Source organism: Aliiroseovarius sp. B-4 (assembly GCF_056857795.1).
Genome location: NZ_JBSXNV010000029.1, coordinates 147524 through 171661 on the forward strand (window position 1 = coordinate 147524; position 24138 = coordinate 171661).

General features: G+C 60.2%; 23 protein-coding genes. 6 read left to right on the forward strand and 17 right to left on the reverse strand.

Features of this window, described 5'->3' with window-relative positions; translation table 11 throughout:
- Nucleotides 1-18 precede the first annotated feature (18 nt).
- On the forward strand, nt 19-306 hold the full coding sequence (locus AC13C8_RS04000) for a hypothetical protein (RefSeq protein ID WP_482846446.1): 288 nt from the start codon (nt 19-21) through the stop codon (nt 304-306).
- A gap of 339 nt (nt 307-645) precedes the next feature.
- Here AC13C8_RS04000 and AC13C8_RS04005 read toward each other — a convergent pair whose 3' ends face one another.
- The 8 genes from AC13C8_RS04005 to AC13C8_RS04040 all read right to left on the reverse strand — a co-directional run bounded on the left by AC13C8_RS04005 (nt 646) and on the right by AC13C8_RS04040 (nt 6947).
- Nucleotides 646-1341, reverse strand: coding sequence for a CBS domain-containing protein (locus tag AC13C8_RS04005; RefSeq protein WP_091429905.1), 696 nt, complete (start codon nt 1339-1341; stop codon nt 646-648).
- Nucleotides 1342-1388: 47 nt separating this feature from the next.
- Complete coding sequence (gene petA, locus AC13C8_RS04010; protein ID WP_482846447.1) at nt 1389-1988, reverse strand: ubiquinol-cytochrome c reductase iron-sulfur subunit; 600 nt, start codon at nt 1986-1988, stop codon at nt 1389-1391.
- Nucleotides 1985-2830 (reverse strand): enoyl-ACP reductase FabI, encoded by an 846-nt coding sequence (gene fabI, locus AC13C8_RS04015; protein WP_482846448.1) that lies wholly within the window; start codon nt 2828-2830, stop codon nt 1985-1987. Before fabI ends, petA begins: the two co-directional genes overlap by 4 nt.
- A complete protein-coding gene (locus tag AC13C8_RS04020) occupies nt 2823-3011 on the reverse strand; it encodes a hypothetical protein (protein WP_482846449.1) in 189 nt (62 codons plus the stop codon). The genes fabI and AC13C8_RS04020 overlap by 8 nt, the downstream gene beginning before the upstream one ends.
- Before the next feature lie 5 nt (nt 3012-3016).
- Nucleotides 3017-4783 carry a DUF3141 domain-containing protein gene (locus AC13C8_RS04025; protein ID WP_482846450.1) on the reverse strand — a complete coding sequence of 589 codons (1767 nt, stop codon included), beginning with the start codon at nt 4781-4783 and terminating at the stop codon, nt 3017-3019.
- The gene (locus AC13C8_RS04030) at nt 4776-5108 is read right to left on the reverse strand and encodes a hypothetical protein (protein ID WP_245744693.1); all 333 of its coding nucleotides are present in this window, start codon (nt 5106-5108) and stop codon (nt 4776-4778) included. The genes AC13C8_RS04025 and AC13C8_RS04030 overlap by 8 nt, the downstream gene beginning before the upstream one ends.
- Before the next feature lie 92 nt (nt 5109-5200).
- Nucleotides 5201-5827 (reverse strand): RNA polymerase sigma factor, encoded by a 627-nt coding sequence (locus AC13C8_RS04035; RefSeq protein ID WP_482846451.1) that lies wholly within the window; start codon nt 5825-5827, stop codon nt 5201-5203.
- Between the two features lie 229 nt (nt 5828-6056).
- Complete coding sequence (locus tag AC13C8_RS04040) at nt 6057-6947, reverse strand: DMT family transporter (RefSeq protein WP_091432217.1); 891 nt, start codon at nt 6945-6947, stop codon at nt 6057-6059.
- A gap of 382 nt (nt 6948-7329) precedes the next feature.
- On the opposite strand from AC13C8_RS04040, the gene AC13C8_RS04045 reads away from it, so the two are divergent.
- The 3 genes from AC13C8_RS04045 (at nt 7330) to AC13C8_RS04055 (ending at nt 10638) form a co-directional block, all read left to right on the forward strand.
- Entirely contained in the window at nt 7330-7986 is a 657-nt protein-coding gene (locus AC13C8_RS04045; protein ID WP_091429898.1) for an RNA polymerase sigma factor, read from the forward strand.
- Between the two features lie 259 nt (nt 7987-8245).
- Nucleotides 8246-9586, forward strand: coding sequence for a class I SAM-dependent methyltransferase (locus AC13C8_RS04050; protein WP_482846452.1), 1341 nt, complete (start codon nt 8246-8248; stop codon nt 9584-9586).
- Nucleotides 9583-10638, forward strand: coding sequence for a type II glyceraldehyde-3-phosphate dehydrogenase (locus AC13C8_RS04055; RefSeq protein WP_482846453.1), 1056 nt, complete (start codon nt 9583-9585; stop codon nt 10636-10638). Before AC13C8_RS04050 ends, AC13C8_RS04055 begins: the two co-directional genes overlap by 4 nt.
- Nucleotides 10639-10768: 130 nt before the next feature.
- On the opposite strand, the gene AC13C8_RS04060 is transcribed toward AC13C8_RS04055, so the two are convergent.
- From AC13C8_RS04060 to AC13C8_RS04085, 6 genes are read right to left on the reverse strand one after another with little or no spacing between them, the layout of a single operon-like run.
- Nucleotides 10769-11539: an SDR family NAD(P)-dependent oxidoreductase gene (locus AC13C8_RS04060; protein ID WP_482846454.1), complete on the reverse strand. Its 771-nt coding sequence runs from the start codon at nt 11537-11539 to the stop codon at nt 10769-10771.
- The gene (gene arcC / locus AC13C8_RS04065; protein ID WP_482846455.1) at nt 11536-12474 is read right to left on the reverse strand and encodes a carbamate kinase; all 939 of its coding nucleotides are present in this window, start codon (nt 12472-12474) and stop codon (nt 11536-11538) included. Before arcC ends, AC13C8_RS04060 begins: the two co-directional genes overlap by 4 nt.
- A 2-nt stretch (nt 12475-12476) precedes the next feature.
- Nucleotides 12477-13478, reverse strand: coding sequence for an ornithine carbamoyltransferase (argF, locus tag AC13C8_RS04070; RefSeq protein ID WP_091432216.1), 1002 nt, complete (start codon nt 13476-13478; stop codon nt 12477-12479).
- Between the two features lie 14 nt (nt 13479-13492).
- Nucleotides 13493-14719, reverse strand: coding sequence for an arginine deiminase (locus tag AC13C8_RS04075; protein ID WP_482846456.1), 1227 nt, complete (start codon nt 14717-14719; stop codon nt 13493-13495).
- Nucleotides 14720-14741: 22 nt separating this feature from the next.
- Nucleotides 14742-16190 carry a YfcC family protein gene (locus AC13C8_RS04080; RefSeq protein WP_091429882.1) on the reverse strand — a complete coding sequence of 483 codons (1449 nt, stop codon included), beginning with the start codon at nt 16188-16190 and terminating at the stop codon, nt 14742-14744.
- Nucleotides 16191-16207: 17 nt separating this feature from the next.
- On the reverse strand, nt 16208-18592 hold the full coding sequence (locus AC13C8_RS04085; protein WP_482846457.1) for a heavy metal translocating P-type ATPase: 2385 nt from the start codon (nt 18590-18592) through the stop codon (nt 16208-16210).
- A gap of 325 nt (nt 18593-18917) precedes the next feature.
- On the opposite strand from AC13C8_RS04085, the gene AC13C8_RS04090 reads away from it, so the two are divergent.
- Both AC13C8_RS04090 and AC13C8_RS04095 read left to right on the forward strand, forming a co-directional pair.
- A complete protein-coding gene (locus AC13C8_RS04090) occupies nt 18918-19958 on the forward strand; it encodes a saccharopine dehydrogenase NADP-binding domain-containing protein (protein WP_091429880.1) in 1041 nt (346 codons plus the stop codon).
- Nucleotides 19959-20157: 199 nt separating this feature from the next.
- Complete coding sequence (locus AC13C8_RS04095) at nt 20158-21060, forward strand: patatin-like phospholipase family protein (protein WP_482846458.1); 903 nt, start codon at nt 20158-20160, stop codon at nt 21058-21060.
- A gap of 963 nt (nt 21061-22023) precedes the next feature.
- Here AC13C8_RS04095 and AC13C8_RS04100 read toward each other — a convergent pair.
- The 3 genes from AC13C8_RS04100 to AC13C8_RS04110 form a co-directional block, all read right to left on the reverse strand.
- A complete protein-coding gene (locus AC13C8_RS04100; protein WP_482846459.1) occupies nt 22024-22398 on the reverse strand; it encodes a hypothetical protein in 375 nt (124 codons plus the stop codon).
- A gap of 39 nt (nt 22399-22437) precedes the next feature.
- Nucleotides 22438-23580, reverse strand: a complete 1143-nt coding sequence (locus tag AC13C8_RS04105) for an NAD(P)/FAD-dependent oxidoreductase (protein ID WP_482846460.1) — start codon at nt 23578-23580, stop codon at nt 22438-22440.
- A 162-nt stretch (nt 23581-23742) separates the two neighbouring features.
- Nucleotides 23743-23985: an EF-hand domain-containing protein gene (locus AC13C8_RS04110; RefSeq protein ID WP_091429870.1), complete on the reverse strand. Its 243-nt coding sequence runs from the start codon at nt 23983-23985 to the stop codon at nt 23743-23745.
- Between the last annotated feature and the right edge of the window lie 153 nt (nt 23986-24138).

The following is a 24138-nucleotide window of genomic DNA, read 5'->3' on the forward strand; positions in this document are numbered from 1 at the left end:
CTTTCATCTCGATTTTCGATGCGTCGCGCCGACACCTCGGCCAGCGGATATCGGTTCAGGATGGGCGCGCATCCGCGCAAGGCGTTTGCCCTGCGCGGGCTGGCTTCAGTTCTGGCCGCAACAGCAGCCGGACTTGGCCGGTTTGTCGCTGGCGGCTTCCGTGACGCGCGGCTCCGCCTTGGTTTGCGGCTGCGCTTCGGACTTGCCACCGCAACATCCCGTCGAATTCTCGGCGGATTTGTCTTGAGTCTGGGAGTTGGAACGGTTGTCCATCTGGACCTCCTTTTGTTTGCGTTCATCCTGTAGACGTCAGCCGTCTGAAAGCCTTACAGGACCAGGATACCCAACATGAAATTTTGAATGCGGCTCACCATGTGCTCGGCCAGAAACCGTTGGGATAAAAGTTCCGAAGGACTGATATCGCCTGCCAGGACGGCAAACGGGCTGCTGACGGAGGCCGGGGGCGAGTCCTTGAACACGGTCATCCCGAACCGCTGGACCTATGCGTCCCTCATGCCGCATCGGTCAGTCTTTGGAGCAGGTCGGAACCCACACCCGGATCGACTGATCGGTCTGACGCTGGTGAGTGGTTGCGTGGTAACTTCAACGCCCGTCCTCATTCGGGGAGGCGTCAGTCAGCGCCCCTTATATACCATAGGACCATGCCGGCAGTCGGCCCATCTTGATCTCGACACTGCGCACACCTGGCACGTTCTCGACCGCGACGCGAATTGCGTTCTCTTCGAAATCGCTATCTGCGACGCCCCAGACGGCGACATGGCCCTTGTCGACGGTGTAGTTGATCAGGTTGACCGCCGCACCGGGCACCTCCTTCAGGGACACATCTATTTTCGTGCGCAACACGCGATCGTCCTCGGTCGGCTTGCGCAGTGTCCCTTCCGAAATGGTCGACAGGGCATGGAGCAGGTTGGCGCGGCTGACAATCCCCACCACGCGCCCGTCATGCAGCACGGGAACCCGTTTGATCCGGTGCTTTTCCAGAAGACGCGCAATCTCGGCAACCGGAGTGGATTCCCCGACTGATACGACATCGCGGGTCATCACATCTTCGATACGGTGACTTCTCAGCTTGACGAAATCCTGGGCGGAGTCACCCCAGCCACCCAGCACTTCGAGCCACCAGGATCGGCGTGGACCGTCAAGCCTGCGGACACGTCGCATCAGGTCGCCTTCGCTGATAAGCCCCTTCAGATCGCCTTCGGCGTCAAGAACTGGCAGGGCGCTGACGTGATGATCCAGCATCAATCGAACCGCGTCCTCGACCTTTCCGTCCTGCTGGGCAGAGATCACCGATGTTGTCATGATATCCTTGGCTTGCATGTCATGGTTTCCTTCGCGAGTAATGGGTTTATGGACCGATCCATCAATCAGGTGCCGATCACGAGTTGCAGATCCTCACCCAGATCATAAGGCGGAATATCGAGGTTGCGTGGCGCAGGACCCTTTCGGATACGGCCAGACATATCATAGTGCGATCCATGGCACGGGCAGTACCAGCCACCAAATTCGCCAACCGCCGACCCATCCTGACCCAGTGGGATGCAGCCGAGATGGGTGCAGACACCGATCACGATCAACCATTCGCCAGCCGCATCCGCCGTGCGGTTTTCGTCCCGCGCGGGGGTGTCGCCTGCCTGGTTCGGGTTTTCACGCGCACTGTCTATGGGGTCGACAAGATCAACAAGATCAACCGCGCGCGCGGCCTTGATCACCGCCGGGGTCCTGCGCCAGACAAAGACCGGGCGCCCCTGCCACTTGACGGTAATCCGCTGTCCGGGTTCGACGCCGGACAGGTCAACCCGGACGGTTCCGGCAGCGGTTACGTCGGCTGAAGGGTTCATCGAGTTGATCAACGGCCAGACTGCGGCACCGACAGCAACCGCGCCTGTGGACGCGGTTGCGTAATACAGGAAATCGCGGCGCTCCGACGCGGGCAACGGATCATGGTCATCTTTGGTAACGGTCATCGCGCATCCTCCGACTTGGTGTTTTTTCCTGCCGCACGAACGGGGCTTTCGACATGGACACCCGCATCGACATGCAGCACCTCGCCCGTGATGCCGCTGGTATAGTCGCTGGCAAAGAGCAATGCCGCACGACCGACCTCGTCGGCTTCGATATTGCGGCGCAAGGGGGCGGCGCGTGCGGTCGCGTCCAGAAGACTCGCAAAGCCGGTCAATCCCGACGCCGCCCGGGTCTGGACCGGTCCCGCCGAAATGGCATTGACGCGGATGTTCGCCGGGCCGAGTTCATGCGCGAGATAGCGAACGGTAGCTTCAAGTGCTGCCTTCACCGGTCCCATCACATTGTAATTCTCAACCACACGCTCACCACCCAGATAGCTAAGGGTGATCAGGCTGCCGCCGTCGGTCATCAGGAGTTCAGCAAGATGCGCCATGCGGATCAGCGAATGAACCGAAACGGCCATTGCTTTTGAAAACCCCTCGGCCGAGCAATCGGTCAGGCGACCGTGAAGGTCGGCGGGTGGAACACTGCCCACTGCATGAAGAATGAAATCCAACCGCCCCCAACGTCTGGCAATCGTATCGAAAACGGCATCGAGTTCGCGTGGAACATTGACGTCACAGGGCAAGACGATCGGCGCGTCAAGCCGCGACGCCAAGGGTGCCACGTAAGGTCTTGTCCGTTCATCGACGTAAGTTATGGCAAGTTCGGCTCCGGCCTGTCGGAAATGCATCGCGGCAGGCCATGCCAGGCTGCGATCATTCGCGATGCCGATGACCAAGCCCTTCCGACCGGACAGATCCAGCAGTTCCGCCGGATCGCAGCATTCGGGAAAGTCAGGCATCTTCCGATGGTGCGCTGGTGTCGGCGTCCGGTTTCTCGTCGCGCGCACTTTTTTGCTTGTTCGACTTGCCGCCATGCTTATGGCCGCCGTGACCGTGCCCGTGACTGTGCCCGAAAAGGTGCATCGCTGCCATTCCGCCCAACAAGAGCACAATGACCCAGTTTTCAACAAGCCAATTCATAGTCGTCATTCCTTTTTTGATGTGGCGGTCGGTTGGCCCGACTGTGTGGTGGAGGTGGCGAAAGGGAAATTGCCGTACATCGCACCAAAGACCTGTGTGACCCACGCATCGCGCCCTTTGCGCCAGGCGCCCAGAACCGCGCCCGTCTGCGCCAACAGCACGCGTTCCGCAAGGATTGCGGGTTCGTCGTCCGGCAAAGGCTCCCGATTTTCGCGCACCGTATCGGCTGCGGATTTGATCAGGGCCATCCATGGGTTCACCCGTTCGGAAAACATCGTTCTGGTCCATCGCATGGGATGCAGGGCACGCAGCGTGTCGGCGCTGGCCGGGGATGTTGCAGCTCTGAGCCATGGGCTGACAAAAGTCGAGTAGACGGCTTCATTGATCCGCGACATCTGGGCCACCTGCGCCAGCGCCGCATCGTCTGAGACAATGCCAAGATCATGGACTTCGCGCGGCTCGAAGTGCAGCTTGAAATCGTCGGTCTTGCGCGTCGGACCATCGGAAGATTTGTCGATCACCATCTCATAAAGGCCGGGCGCGAGCGCCTCGACCGCGTCCAGGCTTTCCAGGATCGCCCGATGTTGAAGTCGCGCGACGGTCCCCGACACGAAGATGCCCAGGTGCCCGACATGTTCATGTGTCATGTAGACGATGCGCTGCCCGGCGGCCTTGAGCGCATCGGTGTCGGGATAGAGCCGCGCGATCCACCCCAATGCCTGCTGTGGCGGCGTGATGTTGTCGCCTTCCGAGGCGAAGACGATGATTGGATTGCTGATCCGCCTCAGGTCGATGGTGCAATGCGCGTCCAACTCCATCTCGCCCTGTTCCAGCCGGTTGCCGATGAACAGGTTTTGCGTGATGCCCAGAATTTCTTCGCGGCTGAGCGTATAGTAGCCATTCCACCAGCGTTCGAATTCAAGGAACCGCTCGCGCTCTGTATCGGCATGGACAAAGAGGTTCGCGTATTTCTCCCAGATCGCTTTTTCGGGTTGCAGGGTCTCGAAATTCTGCGCCAGCCACGCGCCGTCGAACCGCCCGTCCCCCAGATCGGCGACCATGTGTGCAGCCCACGACCCGCCAGTCAGCGCACCAAGCATCCGCATCGGGCTGGATTCCGCCTCGCCCGACCAGTAGCTGAGCGGCGAGCCGTTCAGCACAACCGGTCCGGTCAGCCCGTCGCAATCCGCGGCCAGAAGTGTGGCCGCCCAGCCGGCCTGGCAATTGCCATAGAGCACGGGCGGCGTCTTCGGGTGACGTCGGACGACCTCGGACACGAAGTCGCGCAGGGCATGGTGCACATCGGCCAGGGTCTGGCCGGGCACGGGCTCAGGGAAAAAGATCACGAAATAGACAGGATGGCCCTCATGCATCGCCATGCCGACCTCGCTGTCGTGCTTGAAGCCGCCAATGCCGGGGCCATGGCCGGCGCGCGGGTCGATGACGATCACCGGCGCCTTTGCCTCGTCCACACAATCTTCCCAACAATCGTCGCCCGCCCGCGTGATCCTGAGCAGGGCATAATTGGCTGGCCGGTCAAAGGTGCGCGCATCAAGAAGCAGCTCGTAGTCGAAATCCAGAAGCGGCGGCATGCCCTGCCGTTCATGCGCGATCATGTTGTCCGCGCGCTCGCGCAGCGTATCGAGGAACAGCACCCAGCGCTCAAACGCGTCTTGGGAATAGGGTGTGTTTGCGCCCGTCTTTGCAATGACAGCGACGGGTGCAGCGGGATGATCGGGTTTGACTGTCGTAAGACGCAGGCGCTTATTCATCGCTGATTTCCTTCTTTCCAGAGGTTTCTTCGGACTGGCGCTTCGCATCCAACAATAGCACGAGGTCCTTTGCGACATCCTCGCGTAAACCGGTCAGAAGATAGGCCGCATCGCCAGGCTCGATGCCCAGTGCGCGCGCAGCATCCGTTGGGGGTTGCTTCAACACTTCCACATGATGGAACACCGCCTGTGCCAGCGGGGCGTTTGCGCGCGTCAGAGTCTCTGCACATGCGCAGGTCATCCGCGACATGAACGCTGGAACGCCGATATCGCGCGACGGTCGTTCCGTTGCTCTCGCATTATCATTTGTTGTGATCTTTGGCATGTGCCGAACACTCCCGCTGCAATGCCCCTTGGGGCAGTCACAGAAGAAGACGGCGGTTGGCGTAAAACATTACAAGACCGACCGCATGACGATCAGGACTGCGGCGGCTCCGCCTCGCAATCAGTCTCGTGCTCGTCATTCTCGCAACCTTGAGGCGGACAGAAACAATCGTCGCGGTCATTCTGGCAGCATGCACCGCAATGGTTTGTCAGCGCCTCGCGCAGAGCCGTGCGCGCGCGGTGCAATCGAACGCCAAGAGCGTTGCGGGTCAACCCAAGGTCGTTCGCCACGCTTTCGCGATCCTCTTCGCCGAAGTCAATGCGCCGGATCAATTCCGAATCCGCCGGGCGCAATTCGGAAATCAGTCCACCGTGGCAGGTGCAAAGCCGCGCCATCTGCGTCGGCGCATCGGCTATCCATTCTTCCGGTTCGCGAGCCACCGCGGCCGCCAGTCGTCCGCGCCGTGTGCCCTTGCGGTAATGGTCGTTCAATGTGGACCGCAGAATCGCATAGAGCCAAGCATCCATTCGTTCAACGTCGCGGAGTTGATCCTTGCGGTTCAGCACGCGGATGCAGAAATCTTGCAGGACATCCTCTGCATCTGCCCGATTGCCAAGTCGTTTGATCAGAAACCCCAGAAACGCACCGCGCCCGTCCAACAATGCACGTTCCGGCGAGCCGTCGGGATTTTCCGGATTGCCGGTATCTTGCGGAACCATGACTTGCCAGCCTTTCCATAGTCTCGATTTGCAGCACTATTAGACTGGTGATTATCTCCTGTATGTTCAATGTGCACGCATTATTTATGTGAAATAACTTGCCTCTACGCTCGTCCTCCTGAACAGCAAATCAATCGGCACTCGTCCGTTTGGCAGAGAGATGATTCCGACGACACAAACGATGGCCTGTTCGCTCAACCAATTGATCTATCGCACAGCTTTTGCCGATCTAGCTGTGTTGGCTTTGCAATCTGCCTCTGAGGTTGACGAACACAATGCCCAGAATGACCAATGATATTCCGGAAAGCTGCATCACAGTAAGGCGCTCGTTAAAGAACAGCGCCCCGATCGTGAGACCGAAGATCGGAACAAGAAAGCTGAACACGATCGCCCGGTTCAGTTCGACTTCTTCCAATACCGAGAACCACAGCCAGTAAACCAACGCAGAGCCAAACAAGGCGAGACCCAGCAGAGACATTACAAAAACCGGCGTCCATTGGATGGCAGTCTGGTCTTCAAGAACGAAGGACGCAACCGCGAGAGGCAGGCTGCCGATCAGCAACTGAAAGCCCATCGCGAACAGTCCGTCAACTTCGCCAGCGATGGATTTGATCGCCACGTTGCTGACCGTCACTCCCACCGCTGCCAAAACGATATAGGCAAAGCCGATCGCTGAGCCGTCTCGCCCTCCGTCGGCCAGTTGCGGCAAGGCGATCACAAGTATTCCCGCGAACCCGATCAAAAGCCCTGCCCAACCAATTTTCGGCAATCGCTCGCCAAGCCACGCAACGCCCAGCATTGACGCAAGCAGCGGCTGAGCGTTGGCGATGACTGTGGCAAGACCGGGAGATACAAATTCTGCCGCATGAAACATGCCCAGGAAACCCAGACTTGTCGCGCCAAGGCCAACGACACCCAGCGTTGCCCATATGCGCCAACCACGCGGAAACGGGCGGCCCAGCAAGACTGCAACAAGCACCAAGGCGGCTCCGGCCAGAACCGCCCGCATTGTCGCAAAGGTCAAATGTGGCGAATATTGCAGCCCTGCCGTGATCAGCGGAAAGCAAACCGCCCACAGGAACATGGCCAGAACGATCTTTGTTATTGTTGTCGGCGACATCGGGATTTCCTTATTCAGGTCGGAACCGGCACGAACCGCGGAAATCTACCGGCTTGCCAACTCAGCGACGAATGACTGCTTTATCTCGTATTTGATGATCGCTGGCCAATTCCAAACAGCGATTGCCAACACATTTCCGACACCATGCGTAACGCGCAACGGAGCCTTTGCGACGATCCGATGGGCTCGGATGGGCGAAGTAACAGGACGTTGCGTCAGCCGAAATCTTACACATCTCAAGACAGACGACTGATTGCCGACGCGCCCAGAGGTCGAGGGTGCGCAGATATACCACGAGACCAGCAGACCGCCCCGGTTGGCATTTCACCCCGACGATGTAACATTCCCAAGCATTCGACGTCTTATCCTACAGAGGTGTCTGATGCGATATGAAAAGAAAGACAGATTGTCCACAGCAGAGCGGCCTGACGTTGCTGCCAAGGCTGCGGACGCCGCCGTCCGTTGCGCGTTGGTGGAAGGCCGCCAGCAGATCCTGAATTTCCTGCGTCGGAGACTGGGCGACCCGCAGGCCGCCGAAGATGTACTGCAATCGTTCATGTTGCGGGCCATCGACCGCTCCGTGCAAATTCGTGATTTGCGTGCCGTTCGCGGATGGCTCAGCCAAGTACTTGCGTCTTCGATTGCAGACTATGGTCGCGGGTTATCGCGGCAGCGTCGAAGCGAGGTGGTCATGGCTCCGAACGACCTTGACGCCGTACACATCGGTTTTGACGAAGAACTCGATGAGGCAATATGCAATTGCCTCTACAAACTGTTGCCAACACTCAGACCGGAATATGCCGAAGTGATCTGGCGCGTGGATCTTCTGGAACAACCGCGCGCCGCGGTTGCCGAAGACCTCGGGATCACGTTGAACAATATCACCGTTCGCCTTCACCGGGGTCGGCAGGCGTTGAAAACACGGTTGCAGCAAATGTGCCTGACCTGCCCGGTCCATGGCTTTCTTGACTGCCACTGCGACGCCGCCGAAAAAGCCCGTGCGCGGCGAGAATCCCCGGCGGACGCCACCGAAGTTTGAAGGACAAACAGAACAACGAACGATCGCCCACATTTTGACTGCCGTCGCGTTCGCAGTCACCGCCCACGGACGACAATGACTGCAAAATTCAGGAGCGCCACCCATTTCGGACGAAGTGCATCTGAACGCAGTTCATCTGGCTTCAGATGCCACCCACCACAACACGGCCCTGTAATGAACCTCGGCATCTGTCGTCTGTTTCAAGTGAGCGGGGGCGCCTGATGCGCTTTCCTGATCAACACAAGCCCGGAGTCAGCACATGTCCGATAGTGAATCCTCCACAGATGAAAGCCTTGACCTGCACGACGGCCAAATGCGGCACCAGAGTTTTGCGCCAAGGCGTGCAACCATGTGGTTGCTCGCCAAATCGCTTCACCGCCTCATTCAAAACGGTCGTCTGACCGTGTTCGATCCCAATGGCGAGAAATGGTGCTTTGGCCCCGGTGGCGGCCCGACCGTTTCGGTCCGTTTGGATGATGTCGGATTGCCGGCGCGATTGCTGGCAAACCCGAGCCTTGCGCTTGGCGAGGCATATATGGACGGAACGCTCCGCATTGAGACGGGCAGCCTGCGCGACCTTCTCATGATCTGTACAACCGACATTGATACCCTTGACCTGATGCCCGGGAAAAGGCTCCGGCGGTGGCTGGACAGGTTGCTGAGTCGCAGACTGCACCACAATCCGATCAACCGCGCCCGTTCGAACGTGGCGCATCACTATGACCTCTCGACCAAGCTCTATGATCTGTTTCTTGACGCAGACCGACAATATTCCTGCGCCTATTTCGCAACGGGAAACGAAACTCTGGACGAAGCGCAAGACCTCAAAAAACGGCACATCGCGGCAAAACTGCTGTTGCGGCCCGGCCTCGACGTTCTTGACATCGGGTCGGGCTGGGGCGGTCTGGCACTGGATCTTGCCCAACAACATCAAGCCCACGTAACCGGCCTGAGCCTGTCGGCGGAACAGATTGCCGCCGCGCGCGCCCGCGCAACGCAATCCGGTCTGTCCGACCGGGTCGCCTTCGAACAGCGCGACTATCGCGAAGAACGGGGCCGATACGACCGGGTCGTGTCAGTTGGCATGTTGGAGCATGTCGGGCACAGCGGCTTCGATGATTATTTCAACACGCTCCAAAGGATTCTGAAGCCCGATGGCGTAGCTCTTGTGCATGCAATCGGCACGATGGCGCCCGCTGGTGGCAGCGACCCTTGGATCCGTAAATACATCTTCCCCGGTGGCTATCTTGCGCCGCTGTCCGCAACCATCGCTGCGGCGGAACGGTCCGGGCTGTGGGTCACAGATGTCGAGATCCTGCGCTTGCATTATGCACAGACCCTGCGACACTGGTCCGAACGCTTCGCTGCCGAACGTGAGAGCGCGCGCAGGCTCTATGACGAACGGTTCTGCCGCATGTGGGAGTTCTATCTGGCCGCCTGCGAAACGGCGTTCCGGAATGGTCGGTTGATGGTGTTCCAGATCCAGCTTGCCAAACGCCGCGACACCGTTCCGCTGACGCGAGCCTACATTGCCGAAGCCAGGTCAGATCGGCGTTTGCACGTCAGGTCGACTGGCAACCAAACTGGGAGAACGAGATGACTGGCATGAAACATATCAAGGTGGCCGTGAACGGATACGGCGTGATCGGCAAACGTGTCGCAGACGCGGTGGCCGTGCAGGCAGACATGGACCTGATCGGCGTGGCAGATGTGGTCGCCGACTGGCGCGCACGGATGCCTGCCACGAAGGGTTTTGCCCTCTACGCCGCCGACCCGGAACGAGCGCCCGCAATGCAAGACGCAGGGCTGGAACTGGCTGGCGGACTGGACGACATGCTTGCCGCAGCCGACATCGTGATTGATTGCACACCGAAAAAGATTGCTGCACGCAATGTCGATACCTATCATAAAAAGGGTATCCGCTTCATCGTTCATGGAGGGGAAAAACACGCCGTGACCGGCCATTCCTTCGTCGCGGAAGCGAATTATACCAGCGCAGTCGGGCGCGACAGCACCCGGGTCGTCTCCTGCAACACGACCTCGATCGTTCGCACACTTTCCGCGCTGAAGCAGGCCGGGCTTCTTGTCTCCGCGCGCGGGACGCTGCTCAGACGTGCCACCGACCCCTGGGAAAGTCATTTGGGGGGTATCATGAATACCCTCGTTCCCGAGCCTGAAATTCCCAGCCATCAAGGCCCGGATGCACAAAGCGTCGATCCTGATCTTGACGTGATCACGATGGCGGTCAAAGTGCCCCAGACCCTTGCGCATCTGCATTACTGGTCGGTTCGCATGCCGCGAAAGGCCTCGAAGGACGAAGTTCTGGCGGCGTTCCGTGCGTCATCCCGCATCGCGCTGATCCGAATGGCCGACGGGCTGAGTGCGATCAACACGGTCAAGGAAATGATGGCGGATCTCGGTCGCCCGAACGACAGCCTTTACGAAGTGGCTTTGTGGGAAGACATGCTCAAGGTCGAGGGTGACGAGCTGTTCTATGCCTACATGGTCGACAACCAGGCGATTGTGATCCCCGAGACCATCGACGCGATCCGCGCCTTGACCGAAGCCGAGTCAGACGGATCCGCATCGATTGCGCGCACGAACACAGCACTTGGGGTCGGTGCATTCACAGCCGAAACGCTGACCCGCTAAGAACCTGACGCACTGTTTTTTGGCGCGTCACCCAAAAGATACAAATGTCGCGTGGCGTTCGACCTGATCCCGGTCACAGGGATCAGGTCGAACGCTTTGGACGAAGGGATTGCACCCCCTGCCCGTTGAATCAACCCGCAGCCATGCCGCCATCGACGGGATATTGCGCGCCTGTGATGAAGGCGGATTCGTCAGAGGCAAGGAACAAGACCAGGTTGGCAATATCGAGGCTTTCGCCATATCGCCCTAGTGGGATCGTATCCGAAAGCTGTTGCTTCACTTCATCGCCATGGCCCGGATTGAAGCCGTCCTCCAACGACCGCATCATCCGGGTATTGACCGGCGACGGATGCACGGAGTTGACGCGCACATTGTAGCCCGCGACCTCAATCGCAGCGGCGCGCGTCAAACCGACGACGGCATGTTTCGACGTGATATAAGGCGCGACGTTCGGGCTGCCCTTCAGGCCGGCAATCGACGACATGTTGATGACGCTGCCCGCGTTCTGCCCGATCATCACAGGCAGGACATGTTGCAACCCAAGAAAAGGACCGCGCACGTTGACCGCCATCACGCGGTCGAAATCCTCGATCTTCTGATCGACAAGCGGCGCGACCTTGCCTTCGATCCCGGCGTTGTTGAAGAACACGTCAATGCGCCCGAATTCCTCGATCGTCTGCGCAACGTATCGTTTGCAATCCTCGACCAGGGAAACATCCGCCGCAATTGTCAGCAAATCGCCGGATTCGCCAAGATCCTTTGCGGCATCCGACAGATCACTCTCCTTGAGATCCACGACCGCCACCTTGGCACCTTGGCTGAGAAAGAGCCGCGCGGTTTCCAGACCGATACCCGCTGCACCCCCGGTAATCAGGGCGACTTTGTCTGCAAGACGTTTCATTGAGAATCTCCTTTTTCTGGTGTTGATGGTGACACACGAACCTGCGTCCCGGCGGCTCCATCCAGCAACGCCAGCGCATCCTTGAGGCGGCCGATCCCGGCAAGGCCGCCCCCGTCGGCGAAATCGGCCGCCGCCGCCATCTTGGGACCCATCGACCCCTCAGGCAAGTCCAGCGCACGCGCTGCCTCTGGCGTCAGCCGACGGATCGGGGCTGCGTGATCGGTGCCGAAGTCGCGGTATGCCGCGTCCACGTCGGTCAGCAGAAGCAGCGCATCAGCCCCCAGCCGCCGCGCCAGCAGCGCACTGGCGGCATCCTTGTCGATCACCGCCTCGATCCCGGTCATACTGCCGTCAGGCAAACGCAACACCGGAATACCGCCACCGCCGGTGCAGATCACGATCACACCCTGATCCAGCAGCAGGCGCAGCACGCGCAAGTCTGGGATATCCTGCGGCTTTGGCGAGGGGACCACGCGCCGCCATTTGTCCCCGTCCTGCGCGATGGTCCAACCGGCGGCGGCGGCGCGTGTTTCGGCCTCGTCGCGCGCATAGACCGGGCCGATGAACTTGGTGGGCGCCTGAAACGCCGGATCGCCGGCATCGACAACCACCTGCGTCAGCAGCGTGGCCACCGGGTGCGCATGGTCCAGCGCATTCTCAAGCTCCTGTTCGATCATATAGCCGATCATCCCACCGGTTTCGGCCCCCAGCACGTCAAGCGGGAATGCCTCATCAGGCTTGTAGGCCGCGCCCTGAAGCGCCAGAAGCCCGACCTGTGGTCCGTTGCCGTGTGTCACCACCAGCCGGTGTCCGGCGCGCACCACATCCGCGAGCGCCGCAGAGGCCGCGCGGACGTTGGCGCGCTGATTGTCTGCCGTCAGGGGTTCGCCCCGCTGCAACAGGGCATTGCCCCCCAATGCTGCGACCACCAGCACGTCTAGTTCCCCAACGTGGCGACAAGCACCGCCTTGATCGTGTGCAACCTGTTTTCCGCCTGATCGAACACGATGGAGGCGGGACTTTCGAACACCTCTTCGGTCACTTCCATCGCGGTAATGTCGAAATGTTCGGCGATCTCGGCACCAACCTCGGTGTCGGCATTGTGGAAGGCAGGCAGGCAATGCATGAATTTGGTCTGTGGATTGCCGGTTTGCGCCATCACGTCGGCATTGACCTGATAGGGCAGGAGTTGGCGGATACGCTCCTCCCATTTATCCTTGGATTCGCCCATCGACAGCCAGACATCGGTGTAGATAAAATCGGCGTCTTTCACGGCCTTGGACACATCCTCTGTGATGGTGATCCGCGCACCGGTCTTTCTGGCGATCTCTTGCGCCTCGTCCCGAATGGCCTGTTCGGGCCAGAGCGATTTTGGTGCACACAGACGCACATCCATGCCCATCTTGGCCCCGCCGATCAACAGGCTGTCGCCCATGTTGTTGCCCGCATCGCCCAGAAACGCATAGGCGACCTGACCCAGCGGTTTGTCCGAATGCTCGGACATGGTCAGAAAATCAGCTAGGATCTGGGTCGGGTGAAATTCGTCCGTGAGGCCATTATAGACCGGCACCCCTGCATACTGGGCCAGCGTCTCGACGATCGGATGACCAAACCCGCGATATTCGATGGCATCATAGACCCGGCCCAGCACGCGGGCGGTGTCCTTTACGGTTTCCTTCTTGCCCAGATGCGATCCCGACGGCCCCAGATAGGTGACATGCGCGCCCTGATCATGGGCCGCCACCTCGAACCCGACGCGGGTTCGGGTGCTGTCCTTTTCAAAGATCAGCGCGATTTCCTTTCCGGTCAGGCGCGGCACCTCATAGCCGCCATATTTGGCCGCCTTGAGATCGGCAGACAGTTTCAGCAAGAAGCCGATTTCCTGCGGGCTGAAGTCCCGCAACGTCAGGAAGTGGCGGTTTCGCAGATTATACGACATGGGTTTTCCTTTTGTCAGATTGCGTCGCGGATGGTCGGGCAGCTCATGCAATGACTGCCACCCCTGCCCCGACCAAGTTCAGCACCGGGAATGGCCAGCACTTCGATCCCGGCGTCTTTCAGCGCGGCGTTGGTGTCGTCGTTGCGGTCATAGCCGATCACCACGCCGGGGCGCAGCGCCAGCACGTTGTTGCCGTCATTCCACTGCTCGCGCGATTGTTCGGCCAGATCGCTGCCCCCCGTCGGGACAAGATGCAGTTTCTTAACCCCCAGTATCTCGGCGGTGATCTCGAACAGGTGGCGGGCGTCACGGCGAATATCGAGAGGTGCGTTTCCCGGTCCGGGGCGCAGGTCGTAGCAGGTGATGGCGTCGGCCACCTCCTTGAACGTGGTCACGACATCATTGCCGCAATGGGTGAAGACCGTGTCCAGATGCATCGCCGCGCGCGACCGGGGCATCTGGCAGGCGATGACGCGTGTCACATCGCCCCCCATGAACAGGGCTTCGGCCAACTGGCCCACCGCCTGCGGGGACGAGCGTTCGCCCATGCCGACCATCACGACCCCATGGCCGATGGGCATGATGTCGCCACCTTCCAGCGTCGCGGCTCCGAATTCACGCGTCGGATCGCCGAACCAGACGCGCGTGCCCGTAAACTTGGGGTGAAACCGATAGACGGCGGCCATGAGCAGCGTTTCAGGCCGCCGCGCCTGCCAGTACATCGGGTTCAGTGTGACCCCGCCATAGACCCAGGCGGAGTTGTCCCGCGTGAAGATGAAATTGGGCAAGGGCGGCAGGATGAAGCCGTGCTGACCAAGGTAGCTGCCGAACATGCCGGACGGGGTGAAGGGCAGATCATCCACCCTTATGCCACCCACCAGGAAGCGGGCCAGATCTTCGCCCGGCAACTCCTCCATCCAGGCGCGCAGATCGTCCCGCATCCCCACGCCCACATCGTTGCGGGTGATCCGATGATCGAGCACCCAGGCGCGCCCTTGCGGTATGTCCAGCGTCTGGGCAAGCAGCGCCATGGCGTCCAGCACTTCGATCCCCTCGCCACGCATAATGTCGGCAAAGACGGCATGGTCCTTGATCGCCTGCTTGACCCAGAACACATCGTCAAACAGCAGATCCGCACAATTGTCTGGGGTCAGGCGACGGTGGGCAAGACCCGGTGGCGATACGATCACCTGACGCAACTGCCCGGTTTCCGAATGGACACCCAATTTCAGCTCAGACATCTGAGATAGCTCCTTTTTTCAATCAGAGAATGGCGGCCAGACTGATGCCCGCCGAGATGAAGACGACAAGGATCAGCAGCAATGGCCAGACGAAGACGACCCATCGGTCGAACGACACGCGTCCGATGGCCAGACCGCCGATCACCACAGCGGATGTGGGCGTAATCAGGTTCACCAGACCGCTTGCGGATTGATAGGCAGTCACCACAAGGTCGCGGCCAACGCCGGCAAAGTCGCCCAAAGGCGCAAGGATCGGCATCGACAGAACCGCCAGGCCCGACGAGGACGGCACAAGAAAGCTCATCCCGATTTCGATCCAGAGCATCAGGTTGATGAACGCGATCTCCGGCAGGCCACCGAGGGAGTCGGCCGCGCTGTTCAGGATGGTGTCGGCGATCAGACCCTGCTCCATGATGACCACGATGCCGCGCGCCAGTCCGATCACAAGGGCGACCCCCAGCAGATCCTTCGCACCGTCGACAAAGGCCGTGGTCAGCTTCTTTTCACCCATCCGCGCGACCAACCCGACGACAATCGCCATACCGAAGAACAATGCGCCCATCCGGGCCATCCACCAGCCCTGGCTCGACACACCCCAGATCATTACGGCAAAGGTGGCGAAAAACAGGACAAGCACCAGTTTCTGGATGCCGCTCAGCTGCGGTTCGATCACGTCCACATCTGCGTCGTTCAGGAAAAACTGGCGATCGCTGTCGCGTTGACCGGCCACGACGGACCGGACCGGATCCGCCTTGACCCTTGAAGCGTAGCGCATGACGTAGGCGATACAGATCACGAGGCCACCCAACAGGATGACCAGCCGCAAGGCCATGCCTTGGGTGAATGGAATACCCGCCGCGTTCGAGGCGATCACGGTGGCGAAGGGGTTGATGGTCGATCCCAGCGTGCCGATGCCCGCGCCGATCAGGATAATTGCCACGCCGGTCACGGAATCGTAACCGGCGGCAATGACGACCGGGATCAGCAGGGCATAGAAGGCCAGCGTTTCCTCGGCCATCCCATAGGTGGTGCCGCCCAAGGCGAAAAGCGACATGAGGATCGGGATCATCCATATCTCGCGACCCTTCAGCCGCACCATCGCCGTCTGAATCCCCGTATCGATTGCTTTGGTTGCATTCACCACACCCAGAAAACCGCCCAGCAGCAGCACGAACAGCGCCACGTCGATGGCATTGGCGGCATAGCTGTCAGGGTCGTAGAACCCCGCGACGGGTGCCAGCATGACATCCACGAAACCCTGCGGATTTGCCTCGACCGTCTGATAGGTGCCGGGCACTGCAATCTCGCGTCCGACCTCGTCATTCATCGCACGGTCGTACTGCCCTGCGGGAATGATCCACGTAAGAGCGGCAACAACAATGATCAGCAAGAAAAGGATCGAATAGGCGGTGGGAAATCGTGCCGCCAGCCCATCTCCGTCGGGTTTTTTGTCTATTGATGTATCGGTCATAGTGGCCTCCCCTTCATTCAATGTGTTTGGTGCGCTTGACTTGTGGAACCCAACGCCTGGATGGATTCAGGTTCCACCGGATCGCGCCGACCACCCGCGCTGCCTTGGCCGCCGCCGATCCCTTCCAGCCGCGTCCGCTTGAGCAGAAGCGCATTGACGGCGACCAACGCCGAGCTGCCCGACATGGCAATCGCCGCCACGGCGGGGCTGATGATCAGCGGATAGAACACGCCCGCGGCCATCGGAAACGCGACAACGTTATACGCCACCGCCCAGAACAGGTTCTGGTGCATCTTGCGCAGGGTGGCGCGCGACAATTCGATCGCCCCCACGACATCGTAGGGATCGCTTTTCATCAGCACGACATCGGCGCTTTCCATCGCCACATCGGTGCCCGCTCCGATGGCAAAGCCGACATCGGCCTGGGTCAGCGCGGGCGCGTCGTTGACGCCGTCACCGACCATTCCGACCTTTTTGCCTTGGGCCTGAAGTTCCTTGACCTTGTCGGCCTTCTGACCCGGCAGCACGTCGGCCAGCACCATGTCGATGCCAAGCTCGCCCGCGATGCGCCGCGCGGTGCCCTCGTTGTCGCCGGTCAGCATCGCGACCTCGACCCCGCGTTCGCGCAGCTTGGCCACGGCGGCCTTGGCGCTGGGGCGCGGCGCGTCGGCAATGGCGATCAGGCCCAGCACACGCCCGGCCTGAGCCACATGCACCACGGTGCGGCCTTCACCCTTCAGACGCTCGGCCTTTGCTGTCAGGGCCCCAAGGTCAATACGTTCCTCATCCATCAGCCGTCGGTTGCCAACCAGCACGGGCTCGCCCGCGATCTCGGCACGCGCGCCGCGGCCTTCAAGGTTCTCGAACCCGGTCATCTGCGGCACATCGAGACCCTCGGCACGTTTGACGATCGCCAGCGCCAGAGGATGGTCCGAGCCGCGATCAACGGCAGCCGCTGCGCGCAGGGCGTCGTCCTCGGAGCGACCCTCGGCCGCGACGAGTTCGACAACGCGCGGTTCGCCCATCGTCAGCGTGCCGGTCTTGTCGAAGACGATCACGTCAAGCTTCGTCGCGTCCTCAAGCGCCCCGGCATTCTTGAACAGGATGCCGTGCTGCGCCCCCAGCCCGGTGCCGACCATCACCGCCATCGGGGTGGCCAGACCCAACGCATCCGGGCAGGCGATGACGAAAACGGTGATCGTCAGCGTCAGCGCGAACAACAGCGGCGAACCGATCCACCAGAACCAGACCGCGAAGGTGGCCAGCCCGATCACGATAGCGATGAGGACCAGCCATTGCGAGGCACGGTCCGCCAGAAGCTGTGCCGGTGCCTTGGAATTCTGCGCCTCTTGGACCAGCTTGACGATCTGCGCCAGCGCGGTATCGGCACCGACCTTGGTGGCGCGGTAGCGGAACGTGCCGCTCTTGTTGATCGTGGCCCCGATAACGGTATCGCCCACGGCCTTGTTCACCGGCATCGACTCGCCCGTCAGCATCGACTCGTCCACCAGCGACGATCCTTCCAAAACCTCACCATCCACCGGGATCTTGTTGCCGGGACGGATCACCACCGTTTCGCCTTCCAGCACTTCGGAGGTCGGCACCTCGACCTCTTGCCCGTCGCGGATCACAATGGCCTTCGGCGGCGCAAGGTCGAGCAGTGCCCGGATTGCCGCAGACGCCCCTGCCCGCGCCCGCATTTCCAACCAGTGGCCCAGCAGGATAAAGACCAACAGCACCGCGACCGCCTCGTAGAATTGCACACCTGGAAAGAAGAAGGTCGAGCCGACGCTGAAAACATAGCCGGTGCCGACCGACAGCACGACCAGCACCGCCATGTTGAGGATGCCGTTTTTCAAGGCCCGCCACGCCGCCACGAAAAACGGCCAGCTTGGCCAGAGCACCGCCGCACTACCGAGGAAGAACAGCCACAGGTCCAGCCTGAGACCGAAAGGCGGCGCCGGTGGCGTGAACATGCCGCCCATTGGCGAGTAGATGAAGATCGGGATGGTAAAAAGCAGCGCCACCCAGAAACGGTTGCGCATGTCGCGGACCATGTCGGCCATCTCCATGCCGCCACCATGGCCCATCTCATGCGCCATCGCATCTTTGGCGGCAGGGGCTTTTCCGCCCTGTGCTGCATGGCCTTCATGGTCCATCTGGTTCCGCTGACCGACATGGTTTGGAACCTGTTCTCCGACACAATGGAAGCCGCAGGCGTCAATCGTCCTGCGCAGTGCGTCATCATCTACCGCCGTCTCATCGTAGTGCACGGTCACGCTTGCCGACGCAGGGTTTGCCTCGGCGCGTTGCACCCCGTCGAGGGCTGACAAATGGCGTTCGACCGCGAGATGATCGAGTTTCTCGAACAGCCCGCGGACCTCAAGGGTCAGTGTTTTCAAGTTTGGCTCCTGTCTAATCATCCATGCGATCGGGAACGACCGTTTGAGTGATAGACGTTGCCTGTCGCCAAAGGTTACAGCGTCAACCAACAGATTTTGTGGGAAACGGTCATCCGGCAATCCAATATGCGGCGTGGATGGTCGCCGGATCGAACCTTCCCGACGTATATCTTGGGTGCCGGAACATCTTTCATCGTAAGGTTTTGCACCGTGCTGCGTCTGAGTTCATGTGTCGGGGTATGATGAGCAGGTGTATCCAACGTCGCGTAAAAGCGGCCAGAGAAGTGCCTAAGCAGGCCATCCGCCCCGGAAAGGATGCTGAGATTTGCCGGAAGAAAAAACAATCCTGATCGTCGGCGGCTACGGTGCCGTAGGAACGCATATCGTTACCGAACTGCACAGGAACCTGCCCGAAGCACAGATCATCGTGGCTGGCCGGTCCCTGAAAAAAGCGAAAGCACTTGCCGACACATTCGCATCGGGAGTCACCGCCCAGCACATTGACCTGACCTCGCGCGCTTCCATCAATGCCGTATTTCCGATGGCGTCGCTTGTTGTTCTGAATACCGAAGCTGGTGCCGAAACGGCCGCACGCGCCTGCATTGATCACAGAATATCCATGATTTCGGTTGCAGCCAGCGTATCGGTCATGCGGACTATTGGCAGTATATCGGCTGATGCCCAAGCCGCGCATGTCGCGCTTGTCACCGAGGTCGGTCTTGCGCCGGGCCTGAGCAATCTCATGTTGCAACACATCGTAGATGACGTACCCCAAACGGAGGTCGCGGAACTGATCTTGCAGCTTGGCTTGGTCGGAACACACGGCGTGGAAGCAATGGACTGGACACTGGCACGTTGCGTTGAGGCAAGCAGGGCCGAAAGCATCGTTCCCCCATTGCCAGCCGTCGGTCGCTACGTCATCCCGGTCGATTTTGTCGATCGGGACAAAGTGAAACAGAAATTGCAGGTGGAGACTGTAACATCAGCCCTTGCACTGGTCCCGAAATGGTCAACGCGAATGCTGCCTGCGATCGCACCTTTGCTGGTCAGATACCCAGGTATCCTGAGCGTATCGCAACCTTTCCTCAGAGCAATTCTTCAGGCATTGCGCCTGTCCGACGACACCTTGGGTCTGTTCGTACGCGCACGGTCCGATCACGCTAGCGGGACGATACAATTAGCCGGTCAGAACCAATCGCGGGTAACGGGCATGGTGGCCGCAAAAGTGGCAGAAAAACTGCTGACCGCCGAGGCCGCCCAAAGAACCGGCCATGTCGGAATATCGGACATCGTTAGTCTTGAAGAGTTACTTCCATCGTTGGAAAAGATCGGCTGTAGTCTTGTGAACGAGCGCAGTTCGATTTGAGCCTTGCGGGATAAACCAAAGGAAACCGACCGATGACACATCGATCAAGAACAGGCTTCACGAGCGGCAGCGCGTTTGGCGCAGATTATATATCAACTCTGCCGATGTCGCGTCTCGGCATCGAGGAGGTTGGATCAGGTCAGGACAGATCAAGCCTATTCCCAAGGCACCTGGAAAAGATCCTGAAAGCGGAGGCTCGATGTTGACAGGCCGGATAAGACCGAATGACGGACCCCATAAATCCTTCGCCCTTGTGTTCAGCGGCGGCGGGGCAAGGGGTTTGTCGCATGCCGGTGTGCTCAAGGCGCTGGTCGCCAAAGGCTACGTCCCCAGCGCCATCGTGGGCGTATCGATGGGCGCGGTCGTCGGCGCCACATATGCGCTGAATGATGATTGGTACGACGAACTGGTTGGCATGGATACCAGCGGGTTTCCGGCAACGCCCGACTTTCGCCTGCCGGGCCTGGTCGCAAGGATGAGGGGCCTTCGGACCGCTTTGCTTGCCGCACGGGACATGTATTTCGGTTGGGGGGCCGGTGCGCGCACCGAGACATGGGGCCGCAATGTCCTGTCCGACCTGACCCAAGGCAAGAACCTGGAAGATGGTCGTGTGCCGGTTTTCGTCTGTGCAACCGACATGTTGTCCGGTGAACGCGTCGTATACGGCAAGGGTCGCGCAGCGGATTACGTATACGCAAGCGCGGCACTTGCTGGGATATTGCCACCCCTGACCGATGATCCGCATGTGCTGATGGATGGGGCTTACGCCGACATCGCACCTATTGACATCGCGCGTGCCAGCGGTGCGGAGGTTGTGATTGCCGTGGATCCCAGCCAACGTGAAACCACGACCGGTCCGCAAAACGGTGTGCAGGCAATGTTGCGGTCTGTCGAAGTGTGCCAGAACCAACATGCGCGGTTGCGCTTCGCCCAGGCAGATCTGGTGATCCGCCCCGAATTTTCCCAAACGATCGGAACGCTGGAGTTCAAGTTCAAGCGCCATTGCATCGCAGCGGGGACCGTAGCCATCCGCAGCGCATCTACTGAGATCGCGGCACTGCTCGATCTCAGCCCAGAGGACCAAGCGACCGCGTCGGCGTAAAATTAAGACAGTGCGGCGCCCCGTTGGCGCGTCCGGTGCATCCGGCGCATCGCAAATAAATTCGTCACCCCGGAACGATTATAGCGATCGGTCCCGTAAACACTGGCACCTGCTATCCAAGTTCGACCGCCAACTCATAAAGCTCTGATCGCTGCCCCGCAGGACGAATGGCCATGACCTGCTGAAGGCGTCGGAAAGGCCAAAAGTCCTTCTGGTCCCGATGCGCGTTGATGAACCCAATCACGTGTTCCCTCGAACACTCGCCAGGGCTTGTCATAATGTCAGTTCCATTTGCGCCGATGATGCAGCCGGTTCCGATCACCATATTGGTTCAAATTATGAACACACCCGACCCAGCATTGAGGGTCGTGAACGAGATAGAACATTGTTTTATCGGGTTACTTTGCGCGCCTACCAACTGTAGGCGTCAGATATTGCCATGCTGAAACACGCCCCAGCATTCCCGAATTTGCCCCTTTGCGACGACATATTGCGCGCACAGAATAGACGAAAATGGCCTCCACCACCAAACTTCCTTTCGGTGCCAAACGGGTCCAGATCAGACGAAAGGATCGTAACGATGCCCAATGCTGGGCTGACCAAGCGGGACCCCGGTCGGGTCATGGGCTGGCCGAACATGCCGTCCGTCTGGCAAACTTTCGCGATCTCGTTGACCTGCAAATAGACGACAGGTGCGAGAATGGGAAACCATCCCGTCGCAACAAGGCCGCCACGCTTACCACTCTTAGACGCGACCAGGAGAAGGAACAGATCGGTGTTCCTCATCGGCAGACGCAGATGGATTTCAACGCTTGCGCTTGGGCCATCGTCATGGCGCAGGCAACGCATCTGGGGAAGCATAAGAGAACGATTTTCCCTTTTGACTCTCGATCTGTTGCCACCTCATTCCGTCGTGCTTGCCAGAGGTCGCGGTGAGGACATGCCTTTCCTCGGTATTCACCGTTAGACAGGTTTTTCTCGTAACCGGCCATAAGGATTGGAAAATGTTGCGCTGTCATACCCTATTCCGGCCTGAAACGCCACACCGCGCTCACGACGCGCGCTGGCCATCCCCGTCCGACAATCTCGCGCCGGAGGGATCAGAGCGTGAGAGGCGTGCCACCTTTTCATGACGGTATTGGCGGTCAAGAGAGCGGCCCCGGTTGAAGCCATGAACGTCTGCGGCAGTGCGATCAGGACGATCCCACCGCGGCCCAAAACAATGCTTGAGCAGGCGGCACCGCCCAGCCGTTCGTTCAAGAGCATGTCGGCAGGGATCGCCCCCATTTGCGGCTGGGTGCAGGCAAGGACGGTCGCGATGGTCGGTTCGTGTTTCACGGCGGGTCCTCCTGATGCTCTGGCCGTGTCGCGGAAACTTCAGGTCTGGACCTCACCTGCGGCGCCGTGGTCGCCGCGCCGGCACCAAACACAATCGCAATCCTCGTGGCTACAGCTTGGATCTGCAAGCGGTGCGCGGAAGCGCCGCAGCGCGATCGGCAGCGCCAGCCGCTTCAGCGGCGTCAGGTCGTAGGCGCGGCGCAACAGGTCACCTGCATCACGATTTGCAAGACTTCCAATGGCAAACCGCATCCCGGTCTCGCCCGCCAGGTTGAAGATCCAGCGGTTGGCGATCCCGGCCTTCAGCCCCGGCCCCAGTTCCGCTTGCCAGAGGGCGGTGTAGTCGTCTCCTGAAAGCAGGCTTTGTGCGGCCAGCACGCCCGAGTGGATGGCGTAGCGCATCCCGAACCCGGCAAGCGCGTCCTGGAACCCGGCGTGCTCGCCAATCACAGGATGACCGCCCTGGTTAGCCGTCCGTGGCAGGCGCATGTTGCCGTAGCCGCCGAAGGCGCGCGGATTGCGCATCTCAAGGCCGACATGGACTCGAAAGAATTCCTCGGCCGCCCTGACATGTCTGGCCTGATCGCGGAAGCGCGTGAACATGCAGCTCGCCACAGTGCCGCGCCCGTTTTTCACCAGCAGATAGGCGTAACCGGCTGGTGCGACGGCATGTCCGAGCGCCAGCCAGGCACCATCAGCCATACCCGTCTCGAAGACATGACCCGCTGCGATCACCCCGGCCTCGCGCGGCCCCGCGGCAAGAACTCCGGCACCGTTGAAATCGTGGACCCGGTCGCCGAAACGCAGCTCGACCCCGGCGGCGCGGGCCTGGGCCAGAAGCGCGCTGTCGAGCGTTCCCTCGCCTGGGCCACGGCGGACAAGATAGAACAGCGGTCGCCGCCCCCGCACCCGGTGTTGTCGCCCTGCGGGGTCGAAGACGATACCCCGATCAAAGGGATGGTGCTCGAAATCGGCGGCGATACCGGCCGCCACCAGGTCCTCCAGCGCATCCGACTCGCGGGACCAGTTTTCCAGGCCCTGAAAATCGTCGTGAAAGCGGTGGCCGACGCGGTCCTTCCATTCACGCACCACGACCTTGGCACCGCCACGCGCGAGCACGATCGCGCAAGCAAGGCCCGCAGGCCCTGCCCCGACGATCGTGAAAGCCATTTTGGTGTTCATCTATAACTTTCCCGCGTGATCTGCTCAGGCGCGACCGGTCAGGCACAATGGCCGTTTGGGATGGTCTTGCATCGACATCTGCCTCATAGGCCAGATTCTTCTGCCTGGGTTTTTGGGCGTGTCGAACCACGGCGCGCCCTCGGACCCGCCGTGGTTCAGACGTTATTCCATCGCGGGCAATGCACCACTTGCGATTGCCGCTTCCAGTTCGTCGGCATCGATCGCGCCATCGGCGTTGGTGTCAAGCGCGTCGTAGTCGCTCTGTGTCAGTTCGGCATACTCGGTTTGCATTTCGGTGAGCGTGTAGAGCCCGTCCTGATCGGTATCCATCTCGTGAGCTAGGGCCGCACCGGTCACGGCCAGGAATCCGGCAGCTGCGAGTGAGATGATGCGTGTCGTTTTCATTGTCATGGTTCTCCTGTTCTGTGTTTGTGTGAGTGATCCGGGTTCAGAAAGCCAAATTCATGGGCTTCTGGCGGTCCGGAACGGATCGTATCGGCAGTGGGGCCGGAACGGCCCGGGATTGCGCCTGGACAACAGCCCAAAGGGCGGGAGTCG

What these genes read in the sequence shown, in the direction of transcription:
- AC13C8_RS04000 (WP_482846446.1), top strand. Translation starts at nt 19, where the DNA reads ATGCGTCGCGCCGACACCTCGGCCAGCGGATATCGGTTCAGGATGGGC.
- AC13C8_RS04005 (WP_091429905.1), bottom strand. Translation starts at nt 1,341, where the DNA reads ATGCAAGCCAAGGATATCATGACAACATCGGTGATCTCTGCCCAGCAG.
- petA (WP_482846447.1), bottom strand. Translation starts at nt 1,988, where the DNA reads ATGACCGTTACCAAAGATGACCATGATCCGTTGCCCGCGTCGGAGCGC.
- fabI (WP_482846448.1), bottom strand. Translation starts at nt 2,830, where the DNA reads ATGCCTGACTTTCCCGAATGCTGCGATCCGGCGGAACTGCTGGATCTG.
- AC13C8_RS04020 (WP_482846449.1), bottom strand. Translation starts at nt 3,011, where the DNA reads ATGAATTGGCTTGTTGAAAACTGGGTCATTGTGCTCTTGTTGGGCGGA.
- AC13C8_RS04025 (WP_482846450.1), bottom strand. Translation starts at nt 4,783, where the DNA reads ATGAATAAGCGCCTGCGTCTTACGACAGTCAAACCCGATCATCCCGCT.
- AC13C8_RS04030 (WP_245744693.1), bottom strand. Translation starts at nt 5,108, where the DNA reads ATGCCAAAGATCACAACAAATGATAATGCGAGAGCAACGGAACGACCG.
- AC13C8_RS04035 (WP_482846451.1), bottom strand. Translation starts at nt 5,827, where the DNA reads ATGGTTCCGCAAGATACCGGCAATCCGGAAAATCCCGACGGCTCGCCG.
- AC13C8_RS04040 (WP_091432217.1), bottom strand. Translation starts at nt 6,947, where the DNA reads ATGTCGCCGACAACAATAACAAAGATCGTTCTGGCCATGTTCCTGTGG.
- AC13C8_RS04045 (WP_091429898.1), top strand. Translation starts at nt 7,330, where the DNA reads ATGCGATATGAAAAGAAAGACAGATTGTCCACAGCAGAGCGGCCTGAC.
- AC13C8_RS04050 (WP_482846452.1), top strand. Translation starts at nt 8,246, where the DNA reads ATGTCCGATAGTGAATCCTCCACAGATGAAAGCCTTGACCTGCACGAC.
- AC13C8_RS04055 (WP_482846453.1), top strand. Translation starts at nt 9,583, where the DNA reads ATGACTGGCATGAAACATATCAAGGTGGCCGTGAACGGATACGGCGTG.
- AC13C8_RS04060 (WP_482846454.1), bottom strand. Translation starts at nt 11,539, where the DNA reads ATGAAACGTCTTGCAGACAAAGTCGCCCTGATTACCGGGGGTGCAGCG.
- argF (WP_091432216.1), bottom strand. Translation starts at nt 13,478, where the DNA reads ATGTCGTATAATCTGCGAAACCGCCACTTCCTGACGTTGCGGGACTTC.
- AC13C8_RS04075 (WP_482846456.1), bottom strand. Translation starts at nt 14,719, where the DNA reads ATGTCTGAGCTGAAATTGGGTGTCCATTCGGAAACCGGGCAGTTGCGT.
- AC13C8_RS04080 (WP_091429882.1), bottom strand. Translation starts at nt 16,190, where the DNA reads ATGACCGATACATCAATAGACAAAAAACCCGACGGAGATGGGCTGGCG.
- AC13C8_RS04095 (WP_482846458.1), top strand. Translation starts at nt 20,158, where the DNA reads ATGTTGACAGGCCGGATAAGACCGAATGACGGACCCCATAAATCCTTC.
- AC13C8_RS04105 (WP_482846460.1), bottom strand. Translation starts at nt 23,580, where the DNA reads ATGAACACCAAAATGGCTTTCACGATCGTCGGGGCAGGGCCTGCGGGC.
- AC13C8_RS04110 (WP_091429870.1), bottom strand. Translation starts at nt 23,985, where the DNA reads ATGAAAACGACACGCATCATCTCACTCGCAGCTGCCGGATTCCTGGCC.